This is a genomic window from Cellulophaga baltica (genome assembly GCF_018861125.1).
Lineage (GTDB): Bacteria > Bacteroidota > Bacteroidia > Flavobacteriales > Flavobacteriaceae > Cellulophaga > Cellulophaga baltica_A.
Map to the genome: position 1 here is coordinate 189,730 of NZ_JAHKQN010000013.1, position 20,672 is coordinate 210,401.

General features: G+C 31.8%; 20 protein-coding genes. 10 read left to right on the forward strand and 10 right to left on the reverse strand.

The window, feature by feature from the left end; all coding sequences use genetic code 11:
• Positions 1 to 2 precede the first annotated feature (2 nt).
• Genes proC through KO500_RS03635 form a run of 9 tightly spaced genes read left to right on the forward strand, consistent with a single transcriptional unit; the run spans position 3 to position 9,720 of the window.
• Entirely contained in the window at positions 3 to 803 is an 801-nt protein-coding gene (gene proC, locus KO500_RS03595) for a pyrroline-5-carboxylate reductase (protein ID WP_215955132.1), read from the forward strand.
• The gene (locus KO500_RS03600; protein ID WP_215955133.1) at positions 800 to 1,927 is read left to right on the forward strand and encodes an aspartate aminotransferase family protein; all 1,128 of its coding nucleotides are present in this window, start codon (positions 800 to 802) and stop codon (positions 1,925 to 1,927) included. Before proC ends, KO500_RS03600 begins: the two co-directional genes overlap by 4 nt.
• The gene (locus KO500_RS03605) at positions 1,924 to 3,123 is read left to right on the forward strand and encodes a glutamate-5-semialdehyde dehydrogenase (RefSeq protein WP_215955134.1); all 1,200 of its coding nucleotides are present in this window, start codon (positions 1,924 to 1,926) and stop codon (positions 3,121 to 3,123) included. The genes KO500_RS03600 and KO500_RS03605 overlap by 4 nt, the downstream gene beginning before the upstream one ends.
• Before the next feature lie 24 nt (positions 3,124 to 3,147).
• Positions 3,148 to 3,909 carry a glutamate 5-kinase gene (gene proB, locus KO500_RS03610; RefSeq protein ID WP_215955135.1) on the forward strand — a complete coding sequence of 254 codons (762 nt, stop codon included), beginning with the start codon at positions 3,148 to 3,150 and terminating at the stop codon, positions 3,907 to 3,909.
• Positions 3,910 to 3,946: 37 nt separating this feature from the next.
• On the forward strand, positions 3,947 to 4,888 hold the full coding sequence (locus KO500_RS03615; protein ID WP_215955136.1) for an acetylornithine carbamoyltransferase: 942 nt from the start codon (positions 3,947 to 3,949) through the stop codon (positions 4,886 to 4,888).
• 27 nt (positions 4,889 to 4,915) lie between these two features.
• Positions 4,916 to 5,698, forward strand: coding sequence for an acetylglutamate kinase (argB, locus tag KO500_RS03620; protein ID WP_215955137.1), 783 nt, complete (start codon positions 4,916 to 4,918; stop codon positions 5,696 to 5,698).
• A gap of 2 nt (positions 5,699 to 5,700) precedes the next feature.
• Positions 5,701 to 6,771, forward strand: coding sequence for a M20 family metallo-hydrolase (locus tag KO500_RS03625; protein ID WP_215955138.1), 1,071 nt, complete (start codon positions 5,701 to 5,703; stop codon positions 6,769 to 6,771).
• 40 nt (positions 6,772 to 6,811) lie between these two features.
• Complete coding sequence (argH, locus tag KO500_RS03630) at positions 6,812 to 8,092, forward strand: argininosuccinate lyase (RefSeq protein WP_215955139.1); 1,281 nt, start codon at positions 6,812 to 6,814, stop codon at positions 8,090 to 8,092.
• Between the two features lie 32 nt (positions 8,093 to 8,124).
• Entirely contained in the window at positions 8,125 to 9,720 is a 1,596-nt protein-coding gene (locus tag KO500_RS03635; protein ID WP_215955140.1) for a M1 family metallopeptidase, read from the forward strand.
• Between the two features lie 21 nt (positions 9,721 to 9,741).
• On the opposite strand, the gene KO500_RS03640 is transcribed toward KO500_RS03635, so the two are convergent.
• The 6 genes from KO500_RS03640 to mvaD all read right to left on the reverse strand — a co-directional run bounded on the left by KO500_RS03640 (position 9,742) and on the right by mvaD (position 15,752).
• Positions 9,742 to 10,806: a zinc-binding metallopeptidase family protein gene (locus tag KO500_RS03640; protein ID WP_215955141.1), complete on the reverse strand. Its 1,065-nt coding sequence runs from the start codon at positions 10,804 to 10,806 to the stop codon at positions 9,742 to 9,744.
• Between the two features lie 31 nt (positions 10,807 to 10,837).
• Positions 10,838 to 11,680 (reverse strand): pseudouridine synthase, encoded by an 843-nt coding sequence (locus tag KO500_RS03645; protein ID WP_215955142.1) that lies wholly within the window; start codon positions 11,678 to 11,680, stop codon positions 10,838 to 10,840.
• 99 nt (positions 11,681 to 11,779) lie between these two features.
• Positions 11,780 to 12,730, reverse strand: coding sequence for a carbon-nitrogen hydrolase family protein (locus KO500_RS03650; RefSeq protein WP_215955143.1), 951 nt, complete (start codon positions 12,728 to 12,730; stop codon positions 11,780 to 11,782).
• Positions 12,731 to 13,636 carry a geranylgeranylglycerol-phosphate geranylgeranyltransferase gene (locus KO500_RS03655; RefSeq protein ID WP_215955144.1) on the reverse strand — a complete coding sequence of 302 codons (906 nt, stop codon included), beginning with the start codon at positions 13,634 to 13,636 and terminating at the stop codon, positions 12,731 to 12,733. It abuts the gene before it with no gap.
• 13 nt (positions 13,637 to 13,649) lie between these two features.
• Entirely contained in the window at positions 13,650 to 14,585 is a 936-nt protein-coding gene (locus KO500_RS03660) for a mevalonate kinase family protein (RefSeq protein ID WP_215955145.1), read from the reverse strand.
• Between the two features lie 84 nt (positions 14,586 to 14,669).
• Positions 14,670 to 15,752 (reverse strand): diphosphomevalonate decarboxylase, encoded by a 1,083-nt coding sequence (mvaD, locus tag KO500_RS03665; protein WP_215955146.1) that lies wholly within the window; start codon positions 15,750 to 15,752, stop codon positions 14,670 to 14,672.
• Between the two features lie 84 nt (positions 15,753 to 15,836).
• Here mvaD and KO500_RS03670 point away from each other — a divergent pair, with 84 nt between their 5' ends.
• Complete coding sequence (locus tag KO500_RS03670) at positions 15,837 to 16,310, forward strand: TspO/MBR family protein (protein WP_215955147.1); 474 nt, start codon at positions 15,837 to 15,839, stop codon at positions 16,308 to 16,310.
• On the opposite strand, the gene KO500_RS03675 is transcribed toward KO500_RS03670, so the two are convergent.
• The 4 genes from KO500_RS03675 to KO500_RS03690 are packed head-to-tail and all read right to left on the reverse strand — an operon-like array spanning position 16,307 to position 20,665.
• Positions 16,307 to 16,834, reverse strand: a complete 528-nt coding sequence (locus tag KO500_RS03675) for a DUF1697 domain-containing protein (RefSeq protein WP_215955148.1) — start codon at positions 16,832 to 16,834, stop codon at positions 16,307 to 16,309. The genes KO500_RS03670 and KO500_RS03675 overlap by 4 nt on opposite strands.
• Positions 16,835 to 18,124, reverse strand: coding sequence for an NAD(P)/FAD-dependent oxidoreductase (locus KO500_RS03680; RefSeq protein WP_215955149.1), 1,290 nt, complete (start codon positions 18,122 to 18,124; stop codon positions 16,835 to 16,837).
• A complete protein-coding gene (locus tag KO500_RS03685; protein ID WP_215955150.1) occupies positions 18,124 to 18,870 on the reverse strand; it encodes a glycerophosphodiester phosphodiesterase in 747 nt (248 codons plus the stop codon). Before KO500_RS03685 ends, KO500_RS03680 begins: the two co-directional genes overlap by 1 nt.
• Position 18,871: 1 nt before the next feature.
• Positions 18,872 to 20,665 carry an alpha-amylase family protein gene (locus KO500_RS03690; protein WP_215955151.1) on the reverse strand — a complete coding sequence of 598 codons (1,794 nt, stop codon included), beginning with the start codon at positions 20,663 to 20,665 and terminating at the stop codon, positions 18,872 to 18,874.
• Between the last annotated feature and the right edge of the window lie 7 nt (positions 20,666 to 20,672).

The window sequence follows — 20,672 nt, forward strand, 5'->3', positions numbered from 1 at the left end:
AAATGAAAGTAGCCATAATAGGAGCAGGAAATTTAGGATTAGCTATCGCCAAAGGAATATTAAATTCTAATGGTGCTACTAGTATGTATTTAACGAAACGAAATACAGAAGAAATTTCTAAATATGAAAAATACGGAAACGTAACTGTTACTTCTGATAATAGAGAAGCAGTTGAAAAGTCTGATATTTTAATATTTGCTGTTCAACCAGCACAATTTGAGCAAATTCTTACTGATGTAAAAGATTTGTTAAATGAAAAACACGTGGTAATTTCAACCATTACAGGTGTGGTTATTTCTCAAATTGAAGCAATTATTGGTACTGATCATAACATCATCCGTAGTATGCCAAATACAGCAATATCTGTAGGTAAATCTATGACTTGCATTTGTAGTAATGAACAAGGTAAAAAACGAATTGAGCTTGCTAAAGCTATTTTCAACCGGATGGGCCATTCTATGGAAATTCCTGAAAGTCAGATGCAAGCAGCTACAGTAATTTGTGCTAGTGGTGTTGCCTTTTGGATGCGATTAATACGCGCTACAACTCAAGGTGCTATTCAACTTGGTTTTGATGCTAAAGAAGCTCAAGAATTAGCAATGCACACTTGCGATGGTGCTGCAAACTTGTTAATAGAATCTGGCAATCATCCGGAGGCAGAAATTGATAGAGTTACGACTCCAAAAGGGTGTACAATACAGGGTTTAAACGAAATGGAACATCAAGGTTTAAGTTCGTCATTAATACAAGGTATTGTAGCATCTTATGAAAAAATAAGTGAAATAAAAAAAGGGGAATTATGAAACTATTTGATGTTTATCCACTTTATGATGTAACACCTGTAAGTGCAAAAGGAATAGTTGTTACAGATGACAAAGGACAAGAATATTTAGATTTTTATGGTGGACATGCTGTAATTTCAATCGGGCATTCTCACCCACACTATGTAAAAAGATTAGAAGATCAATTACACAAAATAGGTTTTTATAGCAATGCTGTACAAAACCCATTACAGGTTGAGCTTTCTACAAAATTAGGTACATTATCAAATTGCAATAATTACAATTTGTTTTTATGTAGTTCTGGTGCTGAGGCAAATGAAAATGCGCTAAAATTAGCTTCATTTGAAACAGGAAAATCTAGAGTATTAGCATTTAATAATGGTTTTCACGGTAGAACGTCTGCAGCAGTAGCTGCTACTGATAACCAAAAGATAAATGCGCCAATTAATAAGCAACAAAAGGTTACTTTTTTAGCTTTTAATGATCTAGCTTCATTCACTACTGAAATTGAAAAAGGTGATGTTTGTGCAGTAATTTTAGAAGCAATACAAGGTGTTGGTGGTTTAGATGAGCCTTCAACTGATTTTTATCAAAGCGTTGCAAAACTTTGTAAAGCTAACAATGTAAAACTTATTGCTGACGAAGTACAGTGTGGTTTTGGTAGAAGTGGAAAATTTTTCGGTTTTCAACATCACAACATACAACCTGACATTGTAAGTATCGCTAAAGGTATGGGGAATGGTTTTCCTGTAGGTGGTGTACTTATTCATGAAAGTATTGAAGCTAAATACGGAATGTTAGGTACAACTTTTGGTGGTAATCATTTAGCATGTGCTGCATCAATGGCAGTTTTAGAGGTTATTGAAAAAGATAATTTGATTGAAAATGCCGCTACATTAGGTGAGTATTTCAAAACTTGTGCCACAGAAATTCCTGAAGTTAAAAAAGTAAAAGGTAGAGGTCTAATGCTTGGTTTAGAATTTGATTTTGAAGTAGCTGCCTTACGCAAAAAACTTATTCATACTCAACACATGTTTACAGGTGGTGCAATGAACAAAAACTTATTGAGAATTTTACCTGCTTTAAATATTACAAAACAAGATATAGATACATTTTTCAACGCACTTAAAGAGGAACTAAAGTGAGCTTAATATTAAACATAGAACAACGTAATAAGGTTTTAAATACTATGGCTGCCTTAGTAGCATCAAAAAAATCAACCATTTTAGCCGCTAATAAAATAGATTTAGAAGCGTATTCTGGTGATGATTTAGCCATGGCCGATCGATTAAAAGTTGATGATGATAAAATTAAAGGAATGATTTTATCATTACAGCAACTAGCTAGTCAAACAGATCCTTTAGGTGTTGAACGTTTTGCTTTTGAACATGACAACGGTATTAAAGTAAGTAATAAAACAGCACCATTTGGCACCGTTTGTATCATTTATGAATCTAGACCTGATGTTACAATTGAAGCAGCAGGAATTGCATTTAAATCTGGAAATAAAATATTATTAAAGGGTGGTAAAGAATCACTAAATAGTAATTTAGCTTTGGTTGATTTATGGCATAAAGCTTTAGAAGAAAATGACTGTAATACTGACTGGGTTACTTATTTACAATTTAACCGAGAACAAACACAAGCATTTTTAGAAAATCCTACTCAAAAGATGGATTTAATTGTTCCTCGTGGAGGTGAAAAACTAATTTCTTTTGTAAAAAAACACGCTAATTGCCCAGTAATAATTAGTGGTCGTGGTAATAATTTTGCATACGTTTCTTCAGAAGCAGATTTACAAATGGCTATTGATATCATTATCAATGCTAAAACAACAAAAATATCTGCATGTAATGCTTTAGATAAAGTTTTAATTGCTGCCGATATGCCTCGTAAGCATGAGTTTTTACAACACTTAATCAACGAACTTAAAAAGAGTGATGTTGAAATTTTAACAGATACTATATTTTCAGAAATTGAAGGTGTTAAAGAAATTGAAAACGACGATGTTTGGTATAAAGAGTTTTTAGATTATAAAATAGTAATTGGTCAAGTAGCCAATGTTGAAGATGCTATTGAAAAAATAAACACCTATGGTGGCGGACATTCGGCTGTTATCATTACTTCAAATACTGAAAAAGCAGAAACATTTTTACAATCTGTTGATGCTGCAGCAGTATATCATAATGCATCAACACGTTTTACTGATGGGTTTCAATTTGGTCTGGGTGGCGAATTAGCAATTAGTACTGATAAATTACACCAAAGAGGCCCTATTGGATTGCAACACTTGGTTACCAATAAATGGTATGTATTAGGTGAAGGGCAAATAAGACCATAAATGTTTTAAAACACGAAATTGAAAATGAAAAAGAAACGCATCTTATTAAAAGTAGGTTCCAATACCTTAACAAAAGAAACGAATCATATTTCTCGTGGAAAAATAGAAGATATTGGTCGCCAAATAGAAAGTCTTAAAGATGAGTATGAATTTATCATCGTTAGTTCTGGTGCAATAGCAGCGGCAAAGCAATTTGTTAAATTAGAACATAATGGTGAAGATATTAACATAAAACAGGCTTTAGCCTCAATAGGACAACCTCACTTGATGCGTATTTTTCAAGAAAATTTTAGAGAACTTGGTTTATTTACATCACAATGTTTGTTATCCTATTCAGATTTTGAGAACCAAAAAGCTAAATCAAATATTAAAAACACCATTGATGTTCTGGTTGCAAATAATTTTATTCCTATTATAAATGAGAACGATACTGTTGCTACGGACGAAATTAAATTTGGTGACAATGATAAATTAGCCGCACTTACGGCTTCTTTATTAAAAGTAGATTTGCTGATAATTGCTACTAATACTGATGGTGTTTACACTAAAAAATCATTTGAAGTTGATATGCCTGAAACTATTGAAGAAGTAATTAACTTAAACGAATTACTAAATGAGGTTGGCAACAGTAAATCAACACATGGAACAGGTGGTATGCAATCTAAGGTTGAAGCCGCAACAATTGCACATGCATCTAATATAGAAACTTGGATTGTAAACGGATTAAGAGAAAATTTTATTACTGATGCTATAAACGGTAAAAGTAACTTTACAAAAATAAGATAGTAAAACAACTAGTTGCTTTACTAGAAACAAATTACAAATGAAACATTACACAAGCATACAAGATATAGATTCACTACCAAAATGGGTAGCTGATGCAAAAGAGTTAAAGGCAAATTCTAAAGCTTTTAAAAACTTAGGAGAGAACAAAACTATCTGTTTATTATTTTTTAACAACAGTCTTAGAACACGCTTAAGCACTCAAAAAGCAGCAATGAATTTAGGTCTTGAAGTTATGGTAATGAACTTTGGCAGTGAAGGTTGGGCTTTAGAATATGGAGACGGAACAGTTATGGATCAAGGTACTTCTGAGCACATTAAAGAAGCCGCTCAAGTGGTTTCTCAATTCTGTGATATAGTTGCTATTAGAGCTTTTGCTTCATTAACAGACAAAGAAAAAGACGAAGCAGAAGTTGTTTTAAATGGTTTTAAAAAGCACACAACAATTCCTGTAGTAAATATGGAAAGTTCTGTTGGCCACCCATTACAAGCTTTAGCTGATGCAATTACTATTGCTGAAAATAATACGAAAGACAAGCCGAAAATTGTACTTTCTTGGGCTCCACACCCAAAAGCATTACCACACGCTGTAGCCAATTCATTTACTGAAATGATGTTAAAGCAAAATGCAGATTTTATAATTACACACCCTGAAGGGTATGAGCTAGACCCTAACATTACAAAAGATGCTATGATTGAGCATGATCAAGAAAAAGCTTTAGAGAATGCTGATTTTGTTTACGTAAAAAACTGGAGTAATTATAAAAATTACGGTCAAGTACTGAACAATGACAAAAACTGGATGATGACTAAAGAAAAATTAGGCGCTGCTAAATTTATGCATTGTTTACCTGTTAGAAGAAACGTTGTGGTTGAAGATGCTGTTTTAGACAGCAATCAAAGTATTGTTATTGAACAAGCCAACAACAGAACATATGCAGCACAAATCGTATTAAAAAAAATATTAGAAAATCTGTCTTAAACAAAAAGGCAGATTAAAATAATTCTTATGGATAAGAAAAAATTATCAGTAGTTAAAATTGGCGGCAATGTAATTGAAAACACTACTGAATTAGATAAATTCTTAACGCTATTTTCCAAAATTGAAGGTCCTAAAATATTAGTGCATGGTGGCGGAAAATTAGCTACACAATTAGCAAGTAAATTAGGCATTGCATCTAAATTAGTAAATGGCCGCCGTATTACTGATGCTGATAGTATTGACATAATCACAATGGTTTACGGTGGGTTAACCAACAAGAAGATTGTAGGTAAATTACAAGCCAATAATTGTAACGCTATAGGTTTAAGTGGAGCAGATGGCGATGCTATTCAAGCTCACAAAAGACCTGTAAAAAATATCGATTATGGTTTTGTAGGTGATATTGATGGTGTAAACACCAATTTAATAACTACGTTATTAAATGCAGACTTAACACCTGTTTTTTGTGCACTTTCACATGATGGTAACGGACAAATTTTAAATACCAATGCCGATACAATAGCTTCAGAAATAGCTATAGGCATGAGTAAAAATTTTGACACCACCTTATATTATTGCTTTGAAAAAAAAGGTGTTTTATTAGATATTAAAAATGAAGAATCTGTAGTAAAACATATCAATTCAAATAAATACCAAGAATTACTAGATCAAAAAATTATTGCAGATGGTATGCTTCCTAAATTAGAGAATTGCTATCATGCTTTACATCATAAAGTAACTAAAGTTTGTTTAGGTGATATCGAAATGATAAAAACTGATGCTACTTTATTTACAACAATTACAATATAATTATGAATCAAAAACAACTTACAGAAAAAGCTATTGCGCTATTAAAACAGTTGATTAGTATTCAATCATTCTCAAAAGAAGAGGATAAAACTGCTGAAGCAATTCAAGATTGGTTCAACTTTTTTGAAATTCCGTTTACGAGAGATAATAATAATGTGTATGCTAAAAACAAGCATTGGGATGATACAAAACCAACGCTTTTGTTAAACTCTCACCACGATACAGTAAAACCTAATCAAGCATACACAAAAGATCCTTTTTTACCTCATATTGAAGATGGTAAATTATACGGTTTAGGAAGTAATGATGCAGGTGGCTGTTTGGTTTCATTGCTCGCGACCTTTTCTTATTTTTATATCGCAGAAGATTTAAACCACAACATATTAATGGTTGCTTCCGCAGAAGAAGAAAATGCAGGAGTTAATAGTTTAAGAGGTTTGCTTCCTTCATTACCACATATTGATGTTGCTATTGTTGGTGAACCTACACTAATGAATTTAGCTATTGCAGAAAAAGGTTTGGTGGTATTTGATGCTGTTGTAAAAGGGACTCCTTCACATGCAGCTCATCCAAATAACGACAATTCAATTTACAATACAATAGAAGTACTTGATTGGTTTAAAAATTATAAATTTGAGAAGTCATCCGAAGCTTTAGGCGATGTAAAACTTACGGTAACGCAAATAAATGCAGGAACACAACATAATGTAGTTCCTTCACAAGTAGATTTAGTCATTGATGTTCGTGTTAATGACAGCTACTCTAATTTAGAAATAGCCAATTTGCTAAAAGCTAAAGCGCCTTGTGAAATTAAAGAACGCGGATTAAAACTTAATTCATCAAAAATTGATAAAGATCATCCGTTAGTACAATCAGGCATAGCACTAGGAAGAGAAACTTACGGCTCTCCTACCCTGTCTGATCAAGCAGCACTTACGTGTCAGTCTTTAAAATTAGGACCTGGTGATAGTACAAGATCGCATTCTGCTGATGAGTTTATTTACGTAAACGAAATTGAAGAGGGTATCGATTTATACATTAAAATATTAAACGGATTTATTAAACAGAATTAAGTACTAAATACTTAATACAAACTACTTAATAATTAGGATTATGAAACTTTGGGATAAAGGATTTAGTACTGATAAAAAAATAGACCATTTTACGGTTGGTAACGATAGAGAATTAGATTTACAATTAGCTAAATATGACGTAATAGCATCAAAAGCACATGCTAAAATGTTAGGTGAAATTGGCTTATTAACTGCAGAAGAAACTGAAAACTTAGTAAAAGAGCTTGATAATATTGGTGCTACTATAGAAAATGGAACTTTTACTATTGAAGATTCATTTGAGGATATGCACTCTAAAATTGAGTTTCTTTTAATTGAAAAACTAGGAGATACTGGTAAAAAAATACACACTGCACGTTCAAGAAACGATCAAGTTTTGGTTGCCATGCATTTGTATTTAAAAAATGAATTGACTGAAATCAAATCAGAAACTAAAGTTCTTTTTGATCTTTTATTAAACCTTGCTGATAAATATAAATCGGTTTTAATACCTGGTTATACACATTTACAAATTGCAATGCCATCATCATTTGGTTTGTGGTTTTCTGCATATGCAGAGAGTTTAATTGATGATCTATATTTTATTGATGCTGCCTACAAAGTTGCTGATCAAAACCCATTAGGTAGTGCTGCTGGTTACGGAAGCTCTTTTCCTATTGACCGTATTTTCACCACTAAAGAAATGGGGTTTGCTAGTTTAAAATATAATGTTGTTGCCGCTCAAATGGGCCGTGGTAAAGTTGAAAAAGCTACTGCTTTTGGTATCAGTAGCGTTGCCGCTACCCTATCAAAAATGGGAATGGATATTTGTTTGTATATGAGTCAGAATTTTAATTTCATCTCTTTCCCTGATGAATTAACAACTGGTTCTAGTATTATGCCACACAAGAAAAACCCTGATGTTTTTGAACTTATTAGAGGTAAATGTAACCGTTTGCAAGCAGTACCTACACAGTTAACTATGATTTTGAATAATTTACCAAGTGGATACCACAGAGACTTACAATTGGTGAAAGAAGTGATAGTACCTGCCATACAAGATTTGAGAGCTTGTATTGAGATTTTGACTTTTAGCTTAAAAGAAGTCAGAGTTAATGAAAACATCCTTGGGGATACTAAATATGATTATTTATTTAGTGTTGATACATTAAACGAATTGGTACTTAGCGGTATTCCGTTTAGAGATGCATACAAGAAAATGGGTAAAGAAATTAACGAAGGTACATTTTCACCAAAAAGAGATATTAAACACACACACGAAGGTAGTTTGGGTAACTTATGCTTAAATGATATTCGCGAGAAAATGAAAAAAATATTTTAATTTCATCATTATAACCCTTTTAAAAAACATAAATGAAATTGACATTATCTAGTCTTAAAAAAAGTATCAGTATTGTTTTATTCCTAATAAGTGTTCCTAGTGTTTTTGCTCAAGACACCTATCAAAAAAATGAAAATATTGATATTCAAGACTATATTTTTAGTCTTACTCTTAATGATGAGAACAATCAAATTAAAGGTGAGGCAATAATTAATGTGTTGTTTAAAAATATTGAAGGTTCTTTTGATTTAGACCTAATTGGAAAGTCAGAAACCTTTGGTATGGAAGTCACCAATGTTTTTGAAGGTGATACACCTGTAAATTTTATTCATAAGAATAATAAAATTAGTATTACACCAACTGAAGCTACAAAAGGGTTAAAAACTTTTAAGATCATTTATAACGGAATACCTGAAAGAGGTTTAGTAATTTCAACTACTAAGTTTGGGGAGCGTTCTTTTTTTGGAGATAACTGGCCTAATTTAGCGAGACATTGGTTGCCATCTGTTGATCACCCATATGACAAAGCTACGATTGAGTTTAGAGTTACTGCACCTGAATATTATGATGTAGTTGCCACAGGAAAAAAGATTGAAGAGAGCAGTTTAGATAATGGTTTTAAACTTACTACTTACAAAGAACCTTCACCTGTTGCAATGAAAGTTGTCACTATTGGTGTTACTAAATTTGCCAGTAAATTATTAGACATAATTCATAATATTCCTGTGACTGCTTGGGTATATCCTGAAAACAGACTTGATGGCTTTTCTGATTACAAAGTAGCATCAAATGTACTCGAATATTTTATTGACAATATTGGTCCTTATTCTTATGCTAAATTAGCTAACATGCAAGCTAAAACACAATGGGGCGGACTAGAAAATGCTGGAACTATTTCTTATTTTGAAAATTCAGTGAATGGTAAAAATAATGTTGAAGATTTAATAGCTCATGAAATTGCACACCAATGGTTTGGTAATTCTGCAACAGAAAAAACTTGGAATCACGTTTGGCTGAGTGAAAGTTTTGCCACCTATTTTTCAATCTTATATTTAGAACATGCCCACGGTGATAAAGCGCGAAAAAAAGAGTTAGCTATTGACCGAAAAGAAGTAATCGAGTACTACAAAAAAAATCCGGCACCAATTGTAGATCTTACAATAACAGACCCAATGAAAGTGTTGAGTGTAAACAGTTACCAAAAAGGGGGTTGGGTACTAAATATGTTACGTCATAAATTGGGAGATGAAGTATTTTGGAAAGGGATACGAGACTATTATAAAACTTACCGAAATTCAAATGTTTTAACTGATGATTTTATTAAATGTATGGAAAAAGCATCTGGTGAAAACTTAGAAGCATTTTTTAAACAATGGTTATTTATTAAAGGACACCCAAAGTTAAAACATGAATGGAATTACAAAAAGAAAAAGCTTCAAATAACTATTAATCAATTACAAACGCATCATGTTTACAATTTCCCATTAGAAATTGGAATTGTACAAGGTGATAAAATAAAAATTGAAACTATAGAAGTAGATAAACAATCTGAAACTTTTGAGATTAATTTAAAATCAAAACCAGATTCAATGATCTTAGACCCAAATTATTGGCTGTTGTTTGAGTAATTCAAATCTATTTTTAAACACTTAACAAGCCCATTTTTTTAGGGTCTGGTGTATAAATTTCATTTTTTCAATTACGGGTTCTGAAATTACGAATGGGTAAACATCAGCTATGCCCATAGATCTATTCATACTGTTAATTGCAGAATATAGAGGAATACAAGAATCTACAATCTTATCAAAATTATTGTTTTGGTAAGGATCAAACAATGCTTCCATTTGAATAGGATTTTCATTATCAATTCTCGTATCTACAGTTAAACCGAAGTAATAAGCGGTTTCCAAGGTATCCATTAAATGTAAATAATGCGCCCAGGTTTCGGCCCAATCTTCCCAAGAATGTGATGAAGCATATTCACTGATAAAACTGTTTTGCCAATTCTGCACAGGACCTTGCTTATAGTGTTTATCCAAGGCATCAGCATAAGAAACTCTTTCATCTCCAAAATAAGTTCTATACTGTTCTAATACTTGATTATTATCTCTAATTAAACGTTCCCAATAATAATGACCAACTTCATGCCTAAAATGCCCAATTAAGGTTCTATATTTCTCATCTAGATCCTTTTTCATTTTTTCAAGCAATACAGAATCTGCCTCAGAAAGTAAAATGGTTATTACACCATTTGCATGGCCAGTCATCAAGTTTTTATTCTCACCTGTAGCTTCTTGCTTCGATAAAAAATTAAAACTGAGTCCTGATTCTTTATCAACTATCTTACTTTGTATGGGTAATTTTAATTGTAGTAATTGAAAAATTAAGCGATGTTTTGCAACCTCTAATTTTTTCCACTTCTCTTTATTCTGGTTCGTTTGTAGGTTTGGGATAATAGTATTTAAACTACATGCTTTGCAAAGTTTGGAGCCATTAGCTTCAACCAACCAATTGCAAACACCATGCTTATAGTTTTCACAATAACGATAAACAGAATTATTCTGGTTAGGCAATACCCATTCCGTTAATTTTGAGTCTAACGAAATGAGCGCCATTTCTTTTTCAAGAAAGCCTAATTTACAACCGCATTTACGACAAAAATTATTTTCGAAGAAAACAATATTATTGCAATTATTACATTGAAAAAGTTTCATCCATGCACAGTTAAGTAAATTGACTAAAATATTATTTTATCATACCTAAATTTATAACCTCTTGCTCAGTAAGTGGTCTCCAGTGTCCTCTTGGTAAATCTTTTTTGGTAATTCCTGCATAGACAACTAAATCTAATTTCACAAGCTCATAGTCTAACTCTTCAAAAAGACGACGTACAATATTATTTCTAGTACTGTATATTTCAATACCTACTTGATTTTTTGGGGCATTATCAATATAGCTAATATCTTGAACACGAACTATCTTTTCTTCTACCATCAAACCATCTTGAACTCTTTTAAGATCTGCACTTTTAAAAGGTTTTGTAAGCTCAACGTGATAAATTTTACGTAAACCGTTTTTTGGGCTATTTAATCGTGTAGATAACTCTCCATCGTTTGTAAAAAGCATTAAACCCATTGAAGATTTATCCATTTTACCAACTGGTAAAAGTTTAGCTCTTGTAGCATTTGATATTAAACCCATTGCGCTTCGGTTACCTCTACCATCTTTTGATACGGTAACAAAATCTTTAGGTTTATTAAGTATAATATATTCTTTTTTAATTGGGTTTAATAAACGACCGTCAAATTTAACCTCGTCAGTTAAATTAACTTTGTATCCCATTTCAGTAACAGCTTTTCCGTTTACAGTAACACTACCTGCTGCAATAAAAATATCTGCTTCTCTACGTGAACAAACTCCAGAGTTTGCTACATAACGATTTAATCGTAAAATATTAGGGTTAGAAGGTTTCTTTGGAGCGACGTTTTTCTTTACTGGAGAATTACCTCTAGCATAACTTTTCTTTCTAAATGTTCCTCCCTGTCTCCCTGAAGCCTTATTATCATTGTTGGAATCTGACCTACTCATAAAAAAATAATTTGCACAAAGGTAGTAAAGGATTTTGGATGTATAACCAAACTAAGTGTTGATTTAAGTATCTAATTTATAAAAGCTTAAATTCAATTGTTAATCATTGAATTCAACAGTTGATTGTCGTTCTCTATTAACGGTTAACTTTGTAACATCTGGTCTTGAGTAATGACCCACTGGATCAAAATTTTGTCGTTCTTCATAAACAAGATTAAAATCTAACGTATGATAAATTAAACCTTCTGCATATAAAACTGGTTCTACCAACCATTCACCATCTGGCCCAGCTATACAAGAGCCTCCATTACCTAAAACCTCTGGAGATTTTTCTAATATTTTATCAAGATGAGGTGTTCCTTCAGGAAAATCTTTCTTACTCATTAATGAAGAAACAGAAATCACATAGCTACGTGACTCTCTAGCTATAAAACGTGTAATATCTTTTGTGTTATTTTCATTTCCGGGCCATACTGCAATGTGTAAATTTTCACCCAAACCATATAAAGCTGTTCTAGGTAAAGGCATCCAATTTTCCCAGCAATTTAACCCTCCGACAGTAAATTCTTTAAGCGGATGAACTTTTAAACCATTGCCATCACCAGGTGCCCAGGTCAAACGTTCATCATAAGTTGGTTGTAATTTCCTATGTACAGATTTTATTTCTCCTAACTCATTAATATAGACTAAAGAACAATAAATACTATGACCTCCTCTGTCTTTAGCTCGTTCCATAATACCTAAATATATAGCAATATTATGTTTTTTTGCTAAAGCGCAAACACTATCTAGTTCACCTGCTTCAACTTGAATTGAGTTACGAACATAATGCGCATGAATTTCTTTATTAACTTTAAGATCCCAAGCAGCTCCATTAGTTAGTGCTAACCAAAAAGGATAACCTGGCAAAAGTGCTTCTCCAAAAACAATTAATTCTGCTTTCTCACTTGCCGCGTTTTCAATTGAAGTTTTAATTTTAACTAAGGTTGCCCCTTTATTTAACCATACAGGTGAAATTTGAGCCAGTGCTACTTTTAATAAATTATCCATTTATAAAATTCTATTTAATACTAAATCTATATTAATCAACAAGATACTAAAAACACCTAGTATTATTATAAACTTTAATATGTTGTGTAATAGTATATAATGTTTTTTAGAACCTGATTTAACCAGAATAAATAAGAACGAAATGAATAGAAATACACACATTACAAAATAATAATGCATATAACCAACATCAAATTTTGCAATTAATAATAATGACGGAACTAGGGTTAGTAAAATTAAAAACCCAATTAAGAATTTTGAAGTTTTTTCACCGTATAAAACAGGAATCGTTTTATAATTCTGGGCAATATCACCAGCTATATTCTCTAAATCTTTAATCATCTCACGAGCGAGAATTAGTAAAAATAAAAAAAGCGCGTGAACGAAAATTACCCGTTCGAAGTTTTTATAATAAACGAAAACAATAAAGAAAGGTGCTATTGCTAAAGTTGCTGAAACAAAATTACCAACAAAAGGTATTTTTTTTAGTTTATGAGAATAAATCCATATTCCGAATATATATGATGAAAAGAATAATACCGCTTTGAATGATACAGAACTCGCAACAAATACCGCTAAAAAGTTTAAAATAAAATAGGTTGTTAACTTAAATGGCTGGCTTACATACCTATCTAATTTTGTTTTATTAGGTTTATTAATTATGTCTTTCTCTGCATCATAAAAATTATTAATTATATAGCCTGCGGCAATTACCATTGCTGAAGAAAGTACTATTAAAAATAAATTAACATCAAAAACTACTTTACGCAAAGGAAGTTCTGGTGCTAATATATATATTGATGCCAAATATTGGGCAATTATAATAATCAAAATATTATAACCTCGAACAACAGAAAAAAGACTCAATAACTTCAATAGCAAGAGCTTGTTTTTCCTATTAATCATATGATAATGAAGTTTAGAAGTTATAAACCACTTCTAATTTATGACCTTTTAATGAATTTTTTGCTTTTTCAAGGTCTTCAGTAAAACCTAAAATGTAACCACCACCACCTGAGCCACATAATTTTAAATAATAATCATTCGTATCAATCCCATGTTTCCATAATTTGTGAAATTGTGCTGGAATCATAGGTTTGAAATTATCTAAAACAACGTGTGACAATTGTTTTATATTGCTAAATAATGATTTTACATCACCACTAACAAAATCTTCAACACAGGCATCAGTATGTTTTATAAATTGATCTTTTAACATTTTACGGAAGCCGTTGTTTTTCATTTGTTCCATAAAAATTTGAACCATCGGTGCTGTTTCGCCGATAATACCACTATCTAATAAAAAAACAGCGCCTTTACCTGCTGGATTTTGAGAAGGTATACTAGTTGATTCTATATTATCTTTCGAATTTATAAGAATTGGCAAACTTAAATAACTATTTAATGGATCTAAACCAGAAGATTTACCATGAAAAAAAGATTCCATAGCACCAAAAACAGATTTAAGGTTTAATAATTTCTCTCTAGTCAAATTCTCTAAAACAGTAATTTTATCAAAAGCATATTTATCATAAATAGCGGCTACTAATGCACCACTACTACCAACACCATAACCTTGTGGAATAGAACTGTCAAAATACATCCCCGAAGCCACATCCATTTTCAATGTTTTAATATCAAAAGTAACGAGCTCAGGTTGTTCATTAGAAAGTTCTTCTAAATAAAGCGCATAGTTTTTAAGGCTCTCATTGGATTTTTTTGCTTCTAAAGAAGTTGCATTTGGTTTTAATGCTCCTTTAAAAAAATTATAAGGTATAGAAAGCCCCTTAGAATCTTTTATAATTCCATATTCTCCGAAAAGTAGAATTTTTGAGTAAAATAATGGTCCTTTCACTGTTCTAAAATTGTTGGTTAATAATTTCTAAACTAGAATTTTAATGCTAATTAAACGCAAAAAAATCAATAATATGATTGTTATCTAAAGTTTTTTTGCCCCGAAACCTATTTGATCACAAATATACTGCTGGTTTTCACAAAAAACAACTAACTCATCTTTAATAAACTGATTTACAATAGCTTTCTCATTTTCAGAATATAATACATGAACATTAGCACCTGCATCTAAAGTAAAGCATATATGTGAGTTTGATTTTTCTCTAAATTCCCATATTTTATTAATAATTTCTAATGTATTTGGTTTCATTAAAATAAAATATGGCATACTTGTCATCATCATTGCATGCAAGGTTAATGCCTCACTTTCTACAATTTTGATAAACTCAATTAAGTCTCCACTTTTAAATACGGATTTTAACTTGTTTAGGTTTGTATGAGCTTGATTAAATCGTTCTGCAGCAAAAGGATGGTTATGCATTAAATTATGACCAACCGTACTACTCACCTGCTTTTGACCTTTATCAACAAGTAAAATTGTATCTTGAAAGTTCTTAAAATTCTCGTGTACTTCGTAAGGATATTTTATTCCGAATAAATCTGAACTACCTTCCGTTTGTTCGTGAGCACCCCATTGTATTAAATCACCTTCAATACTTCTGCAAGCACTACCTGAACCTAAACGCGCTAAAAAAGATGCTTTTTTATTGAAAAAATCTGCAGTTATTTCTGGGTTTAATTGTTTCTCAATATCCATAAAACAAAGTGCTAGCGCAGACATACCACTAGCTGACGAAGCTATACCACTACTATGCGGAAAAGAGTTTGAGGTTTCAATTTTAAAATGGTATGACTTTAAAAATGGAATATATATTTCTATTCTTGACAAAAATGTATTTATTTTAGGCTTAAAATCTTCTTTCTCTTTACCTTCAAACCATAAATCAAATGAAAAGTTTTCGTCTAATTTTTCAAGTTTATTAAAAGTAACTTTAGTAGTGGTAGCACAAGCATCAAGTGTAAAACTTATTGATGGGTTTTGCGGTAACTGATTTTCTTTTTTTCCCCAATATTTGACTAAAGCAATGTTACTAGGTGATTTGTAGCTTACAGAACCTTCTTTAACATCATTTATATAGTCAGAAGGTAAAAAGTCAGTTTCGGTCATAAAAAAATATTTTTTACAAAGATAGTTTTTAGTGTATTGTCAATTAAATTAAATCATTAATTTAGTAGCAATACAACAACTATTTTGAATAAAAAATTATATTACATCGCTATTTCTATTGCTATTTGTTTGGTTTTAGGATTTTTATCTGGTTTTGCAACAAAAGCTTCAATAATTGATTGGTATCCTACATTAAATAAACCTTCCTTTAATCCGCCAAATGGAATTTTTGCTCCGGTATGGCTTGTTTTATATACAATGATGGGTATTTCTGCTGGAATTGTATGGGCTAAAGGGTTCCATCATGTTTGGGTAAAAACAGCATTATATCATTTTATTTTTCAGCTATTATTTAATGCTTTATGGAGTACAATTTTCTTTGGACTCAAAATGCCCTTTATGGCACTATTAGTAATTATTACTCTTCTAATTTTAATTATACTTACTATAAAATGGTTTAAAGTTGTAGATAAAACCGCTGCATATTTACTGATCCCTTATTTACTCTGGGTTTGTTTTGCAACTGTATTAAACTTCAGCATTTGGCAATTAAATTAATTAGACATTTCTAATAATTTGTACATAGTCTTAAAATTACGAGTAGTTGCTTGAACTTTTAATTTTTTCTCGAAAAAATTATTATTGCACTTTGCTCTCCCATAACCTTTTTTGCAAGACAAGTAAACACAATTATCAGTTATTATAAAACTTTCGTTTTCATAGTTTTCTGAATTTAAAACACTTACATGTTTTTTAGCTGCTTTATTTTTTAATAACACAAAATATGAATTTGTATTTTCAACCTCAGAAAAAATGGCCTTTTCAATAATACTTTTAAATTTTGAAGCTTCAATAAGTAGTATTGGCACTTTAAAATTAAATATATCGCCTATAGCTTTACTAATTTTAACTTCCAACGTGTTTAATGATTCTGTTGATTTGAAAACTACGTTTCCACTCTGTATATACGTTTGAATTTCAGATATATTTAAGCCTTCCAATAGCAGTTTTAAACTTGCCATTGGCATTTTGTTTTTACCCGCAACATTAACACCTCTTAAAAGTAAGATATATGTTTTCATCTATTCTGATTTATTTGCAATTGCTGTGCCTGCAATAAAAGCACCTGTCCATGCATTTTGAAAGTTAAATCCGCCAGTTATAGCATCAACATTAATAACCTCACCTGCAAAATATAAGTTTGGTATTAATTTACTTTCATAAGTTTTAAAATTTACTTCTTTTAAAGCTACACCACCAGCAGTGACAAATTCTTCTTTAAATGTACTTTTACCATCAACCGCATATTCGCCTGCTGTAAGTTCTCTAGCTAAATTTTGAAGTTGTATTTTGGTACAATCAGCCCATTTTGTATCACTAGCAATACCGGAAGCTTTTACCAATTTAACCCATAATCGTTTGGGTAAATCTACGGCGTGTGTACGTAGAACCGTTTTTTTAGCTTCTACATCTTTCACTTGTATTAACAACTTCAATACTGCTTCTTGATGATATTCTGGCAACCAATTTACACGAATTGTAAATTTATAATTTGCTTCATTTAAAACTCGAGCACCCCAAGCTGATAGCTTTAAAATTGCAGGCCCACTCATGCCCCAATGCGTTATTAATAATGGTCCTTCAGATTCTAAAATTGTTTTTGAAGCTACTTTGCTTTTTAAATCAATAGTTACTTTTTGACCTGTTTTTTTAGCAAGAACATCCACAGTTACATTGGCACTCACACCAGGAATACCTTCTATTCTTTCATCTTTAATATTGAATGTAAATAATGACGGAACTGGTGGTACAATCTTGTGTCCTAGTTTTTCAAGTAGTTTCCATATTTTAGGATTACTACCTGTAGCCACTACTATTTTTTTAGCATGATATTTTTTCTGAATAGATTCCACCGAATAACCACCAAGCGGATTTTTATCAGATTTTTCAATAGGTTCTATTCCAACAACAGAACTATTTTTTAAGACTTTTACCCCTAAACGTTCTCCTTCGTTAACAAAACAATCTATAATAGTTTGTGATGTGTTGCTTTCCGGGAACATTCTGCCATCTTCTTCAATTTTTAAAGCAATACCTCTCTCTTCAAAAAAAGCAATGGTGTCACCACTACAAAATGTATGAAATGGCCCTTTAAGTTCTTTTTCTCCTCTTGGATAGTATTTTACTAACTCATTAGGGTCAAACTCTGCATGAGTCACATTACACCGACCACCACCAGAAACTTTTACTTTAGTTAAAACTTCTTTTCCTCGCTCGAGAATAGCCACTTTTAATTCAGGATTTTTTTCTGCAATCGTAATTGCTGTAAAATAACCAGCCGCACCACCACCAACAATTAATACATCAAACATTATTTTACTCTTTCAGGGTAATTGGTAAACATTCCATCTACACCAATTCTTTTCATTTCTATTATTTTTTGCGGATCATTTACTGTCCAAGGATAGATTTTAAATCCTGCTTCTCTAATTTTGTTTGCAATTTCTAAAGTCAATTTATCGGCATCAGGGTTAATTGCAACCGCATGTAATTTTTTGGCCAATGGAATAGCTTCTAACGGGTTCTCATCTTCAATTAAAACTGCAACAGCAATATCATTATTTACTTCTCGCATTAGGATTAATTCATCCCAATTAAAACTAGAAATAATAAAATCATTTAACTCCCAGCCCTTCTCCGATATATAAGTTTTAATAATTTCATCAACATCCTTTGCTGTGTTTGCTCCTTTTAATTCAATATTTAATGGGACCTTTTTATTTATTATATTTAAAACCTCGGTAAATAATGGAATTTGATGACCCCCCACAACTTCTAATTTTCTTAATTCTGAAAGTGTAAACGCTTCAATATTACCTTTCCCGTTTGTTAAACGCTCAACACTATCATCATGAAAAACTACTATTTCACCACTAGCAATTTTAAAAACATCAATCTCAATCATATTAACCTCTAATGCTAAGGCTTTTTCAATTGATGCAATTGTATTTTCTGTTTCGTGCCCCATTGCACCTCTGTGCCCTATAACTAATAGTTTTTTATTTTCCATACATGATAAGCTTAAAACAAGAAAAAGAGCTATAAAAATATTTTTCATCTTATTTCAGTTTGAAAATAAATGATTGTAACGGGTAAACAATAATATCAAAACGACCAATACCATCGTCACCAACTCTTAGGTCTAATTTTGCTTGATTATATAATTCATCTTCTAAGGGATAAGCAGTATTCTTACTAAGTCCCCATTTTTGTATAATATCTTGAGGAACTTTAAACTCGTACTCATAGGTTTTGTCAACATCAAAATTACTAATCACCAACAATTTTTCATTCGCTGACCATCTACAGAACGAAAAAGATCTATGATTATAATTAGCGGTATATTCTTTATTAAAAAAATGCGTTTCTTGGTATTCACCTATTAAAGCATCACTAGTAATGGTGAAGTTTAATAAACGCTTATAAAAATCTCGTAAATCCTTTTCTTCATCTGTTGACTGACCGCCATCAAATTTTTTATTATTTACCCAACGTTGTAAGGTAGGCACTCCAATATAATCGAAAATTGAAGTACGGCTAGGACTACCAAAACCAGCATGCTCTGCAGCAGGTTCTCCAACTTCTTGACCAAAATAAATCATAGTTGGTGATGTGCTTATTGTTGCAGAAACCACCATTGCAGGTTTCGCAGTTTTAGCATCACCAGCAAACTCAGGACTAGCAATTCGTTGTTCGTCATGATTTTCTAAAAAATGAAGCATATTATGTTCAATATCTTGAATACCATTTTGTACTGTATGAATATGATCAGACCAACCATGGCCTGCCATTATATGCTTTAAACCATCGTACAAATCTACCTTATCATACAAATAATCCATTTTACCCTTATTAATATATTCACGGTATAAACCCGGATTATATACCTCTGCCATTATGAAAGTATCATTATTTTTCATTTTGATATGTGAATTCAAATAGCTCCAGAATTCCACCGGAACCATTTCTGCCATATCATACCTAAAACCATCAACACCCATTGCAAGCCAATACAGCGCAATATCTTTAAATTTCACCCATGAACTAGGTACATCTTTCGTTACCCAAAACTCGTAATGCTCTTTGTAGTCTTTTGTATCAAAATCATCAGGTAGCATATCAAAATCATAGTGACCATCTGGTCTAACGCCATAATTAATTTTTACAGTTTCATACCAATCATTAAAGTCTGGCTGTGCTGACCTTGAGCCATTACCTGTCCACTTAGCAGGTATTTCGGTAAACTTATTATCTTCTAAAGGATTTTTTTCTCCACCTAAAGGCGTGTAACCATCACGCCAATCTGGAACTTTAAACTCGGTTCCCGGAATGTAATAAAAGTTGTTATCTCTCTTATATTCCACAGTTGTATCATCAGAAGCTCCAAAAGGTTCAAAACCTTCAGGGGTAGATTTGCCTTCATAATTTCGAGCAACATGATTCGGAACAATATCTATAATTACTTTTAAACCTGCCTTATGACTCCTTTTAATTAAATTTTGAAATTCTTCTAATCGCTTTTCAGGATTTTTAGCTAAATCAGGATTCACATTATAATAATCTTTTACTGCATATGGCGAACCTGCACGGCCTTTTACTATATCAGGATCATCGTTTGATATTCCATAAGCTGTATAATCTCGAATTACATCGTGATGCGGTACACCCGTATACCAAATATGTGTAACCCCTAAATCTTTAATAGCTTTTAAGGCCTTAGCTGAAAAATCTGTAAATTTACCTACTCCATTTTCTTCAATAGTTCCCCACGGTTTATTGGTCATATTTGTATTTCCAAAAAGCCTGGTGAACACTTGATAAACAACAGCTTTTTTGTGTTTTTTAGTAGCCATAGCAATG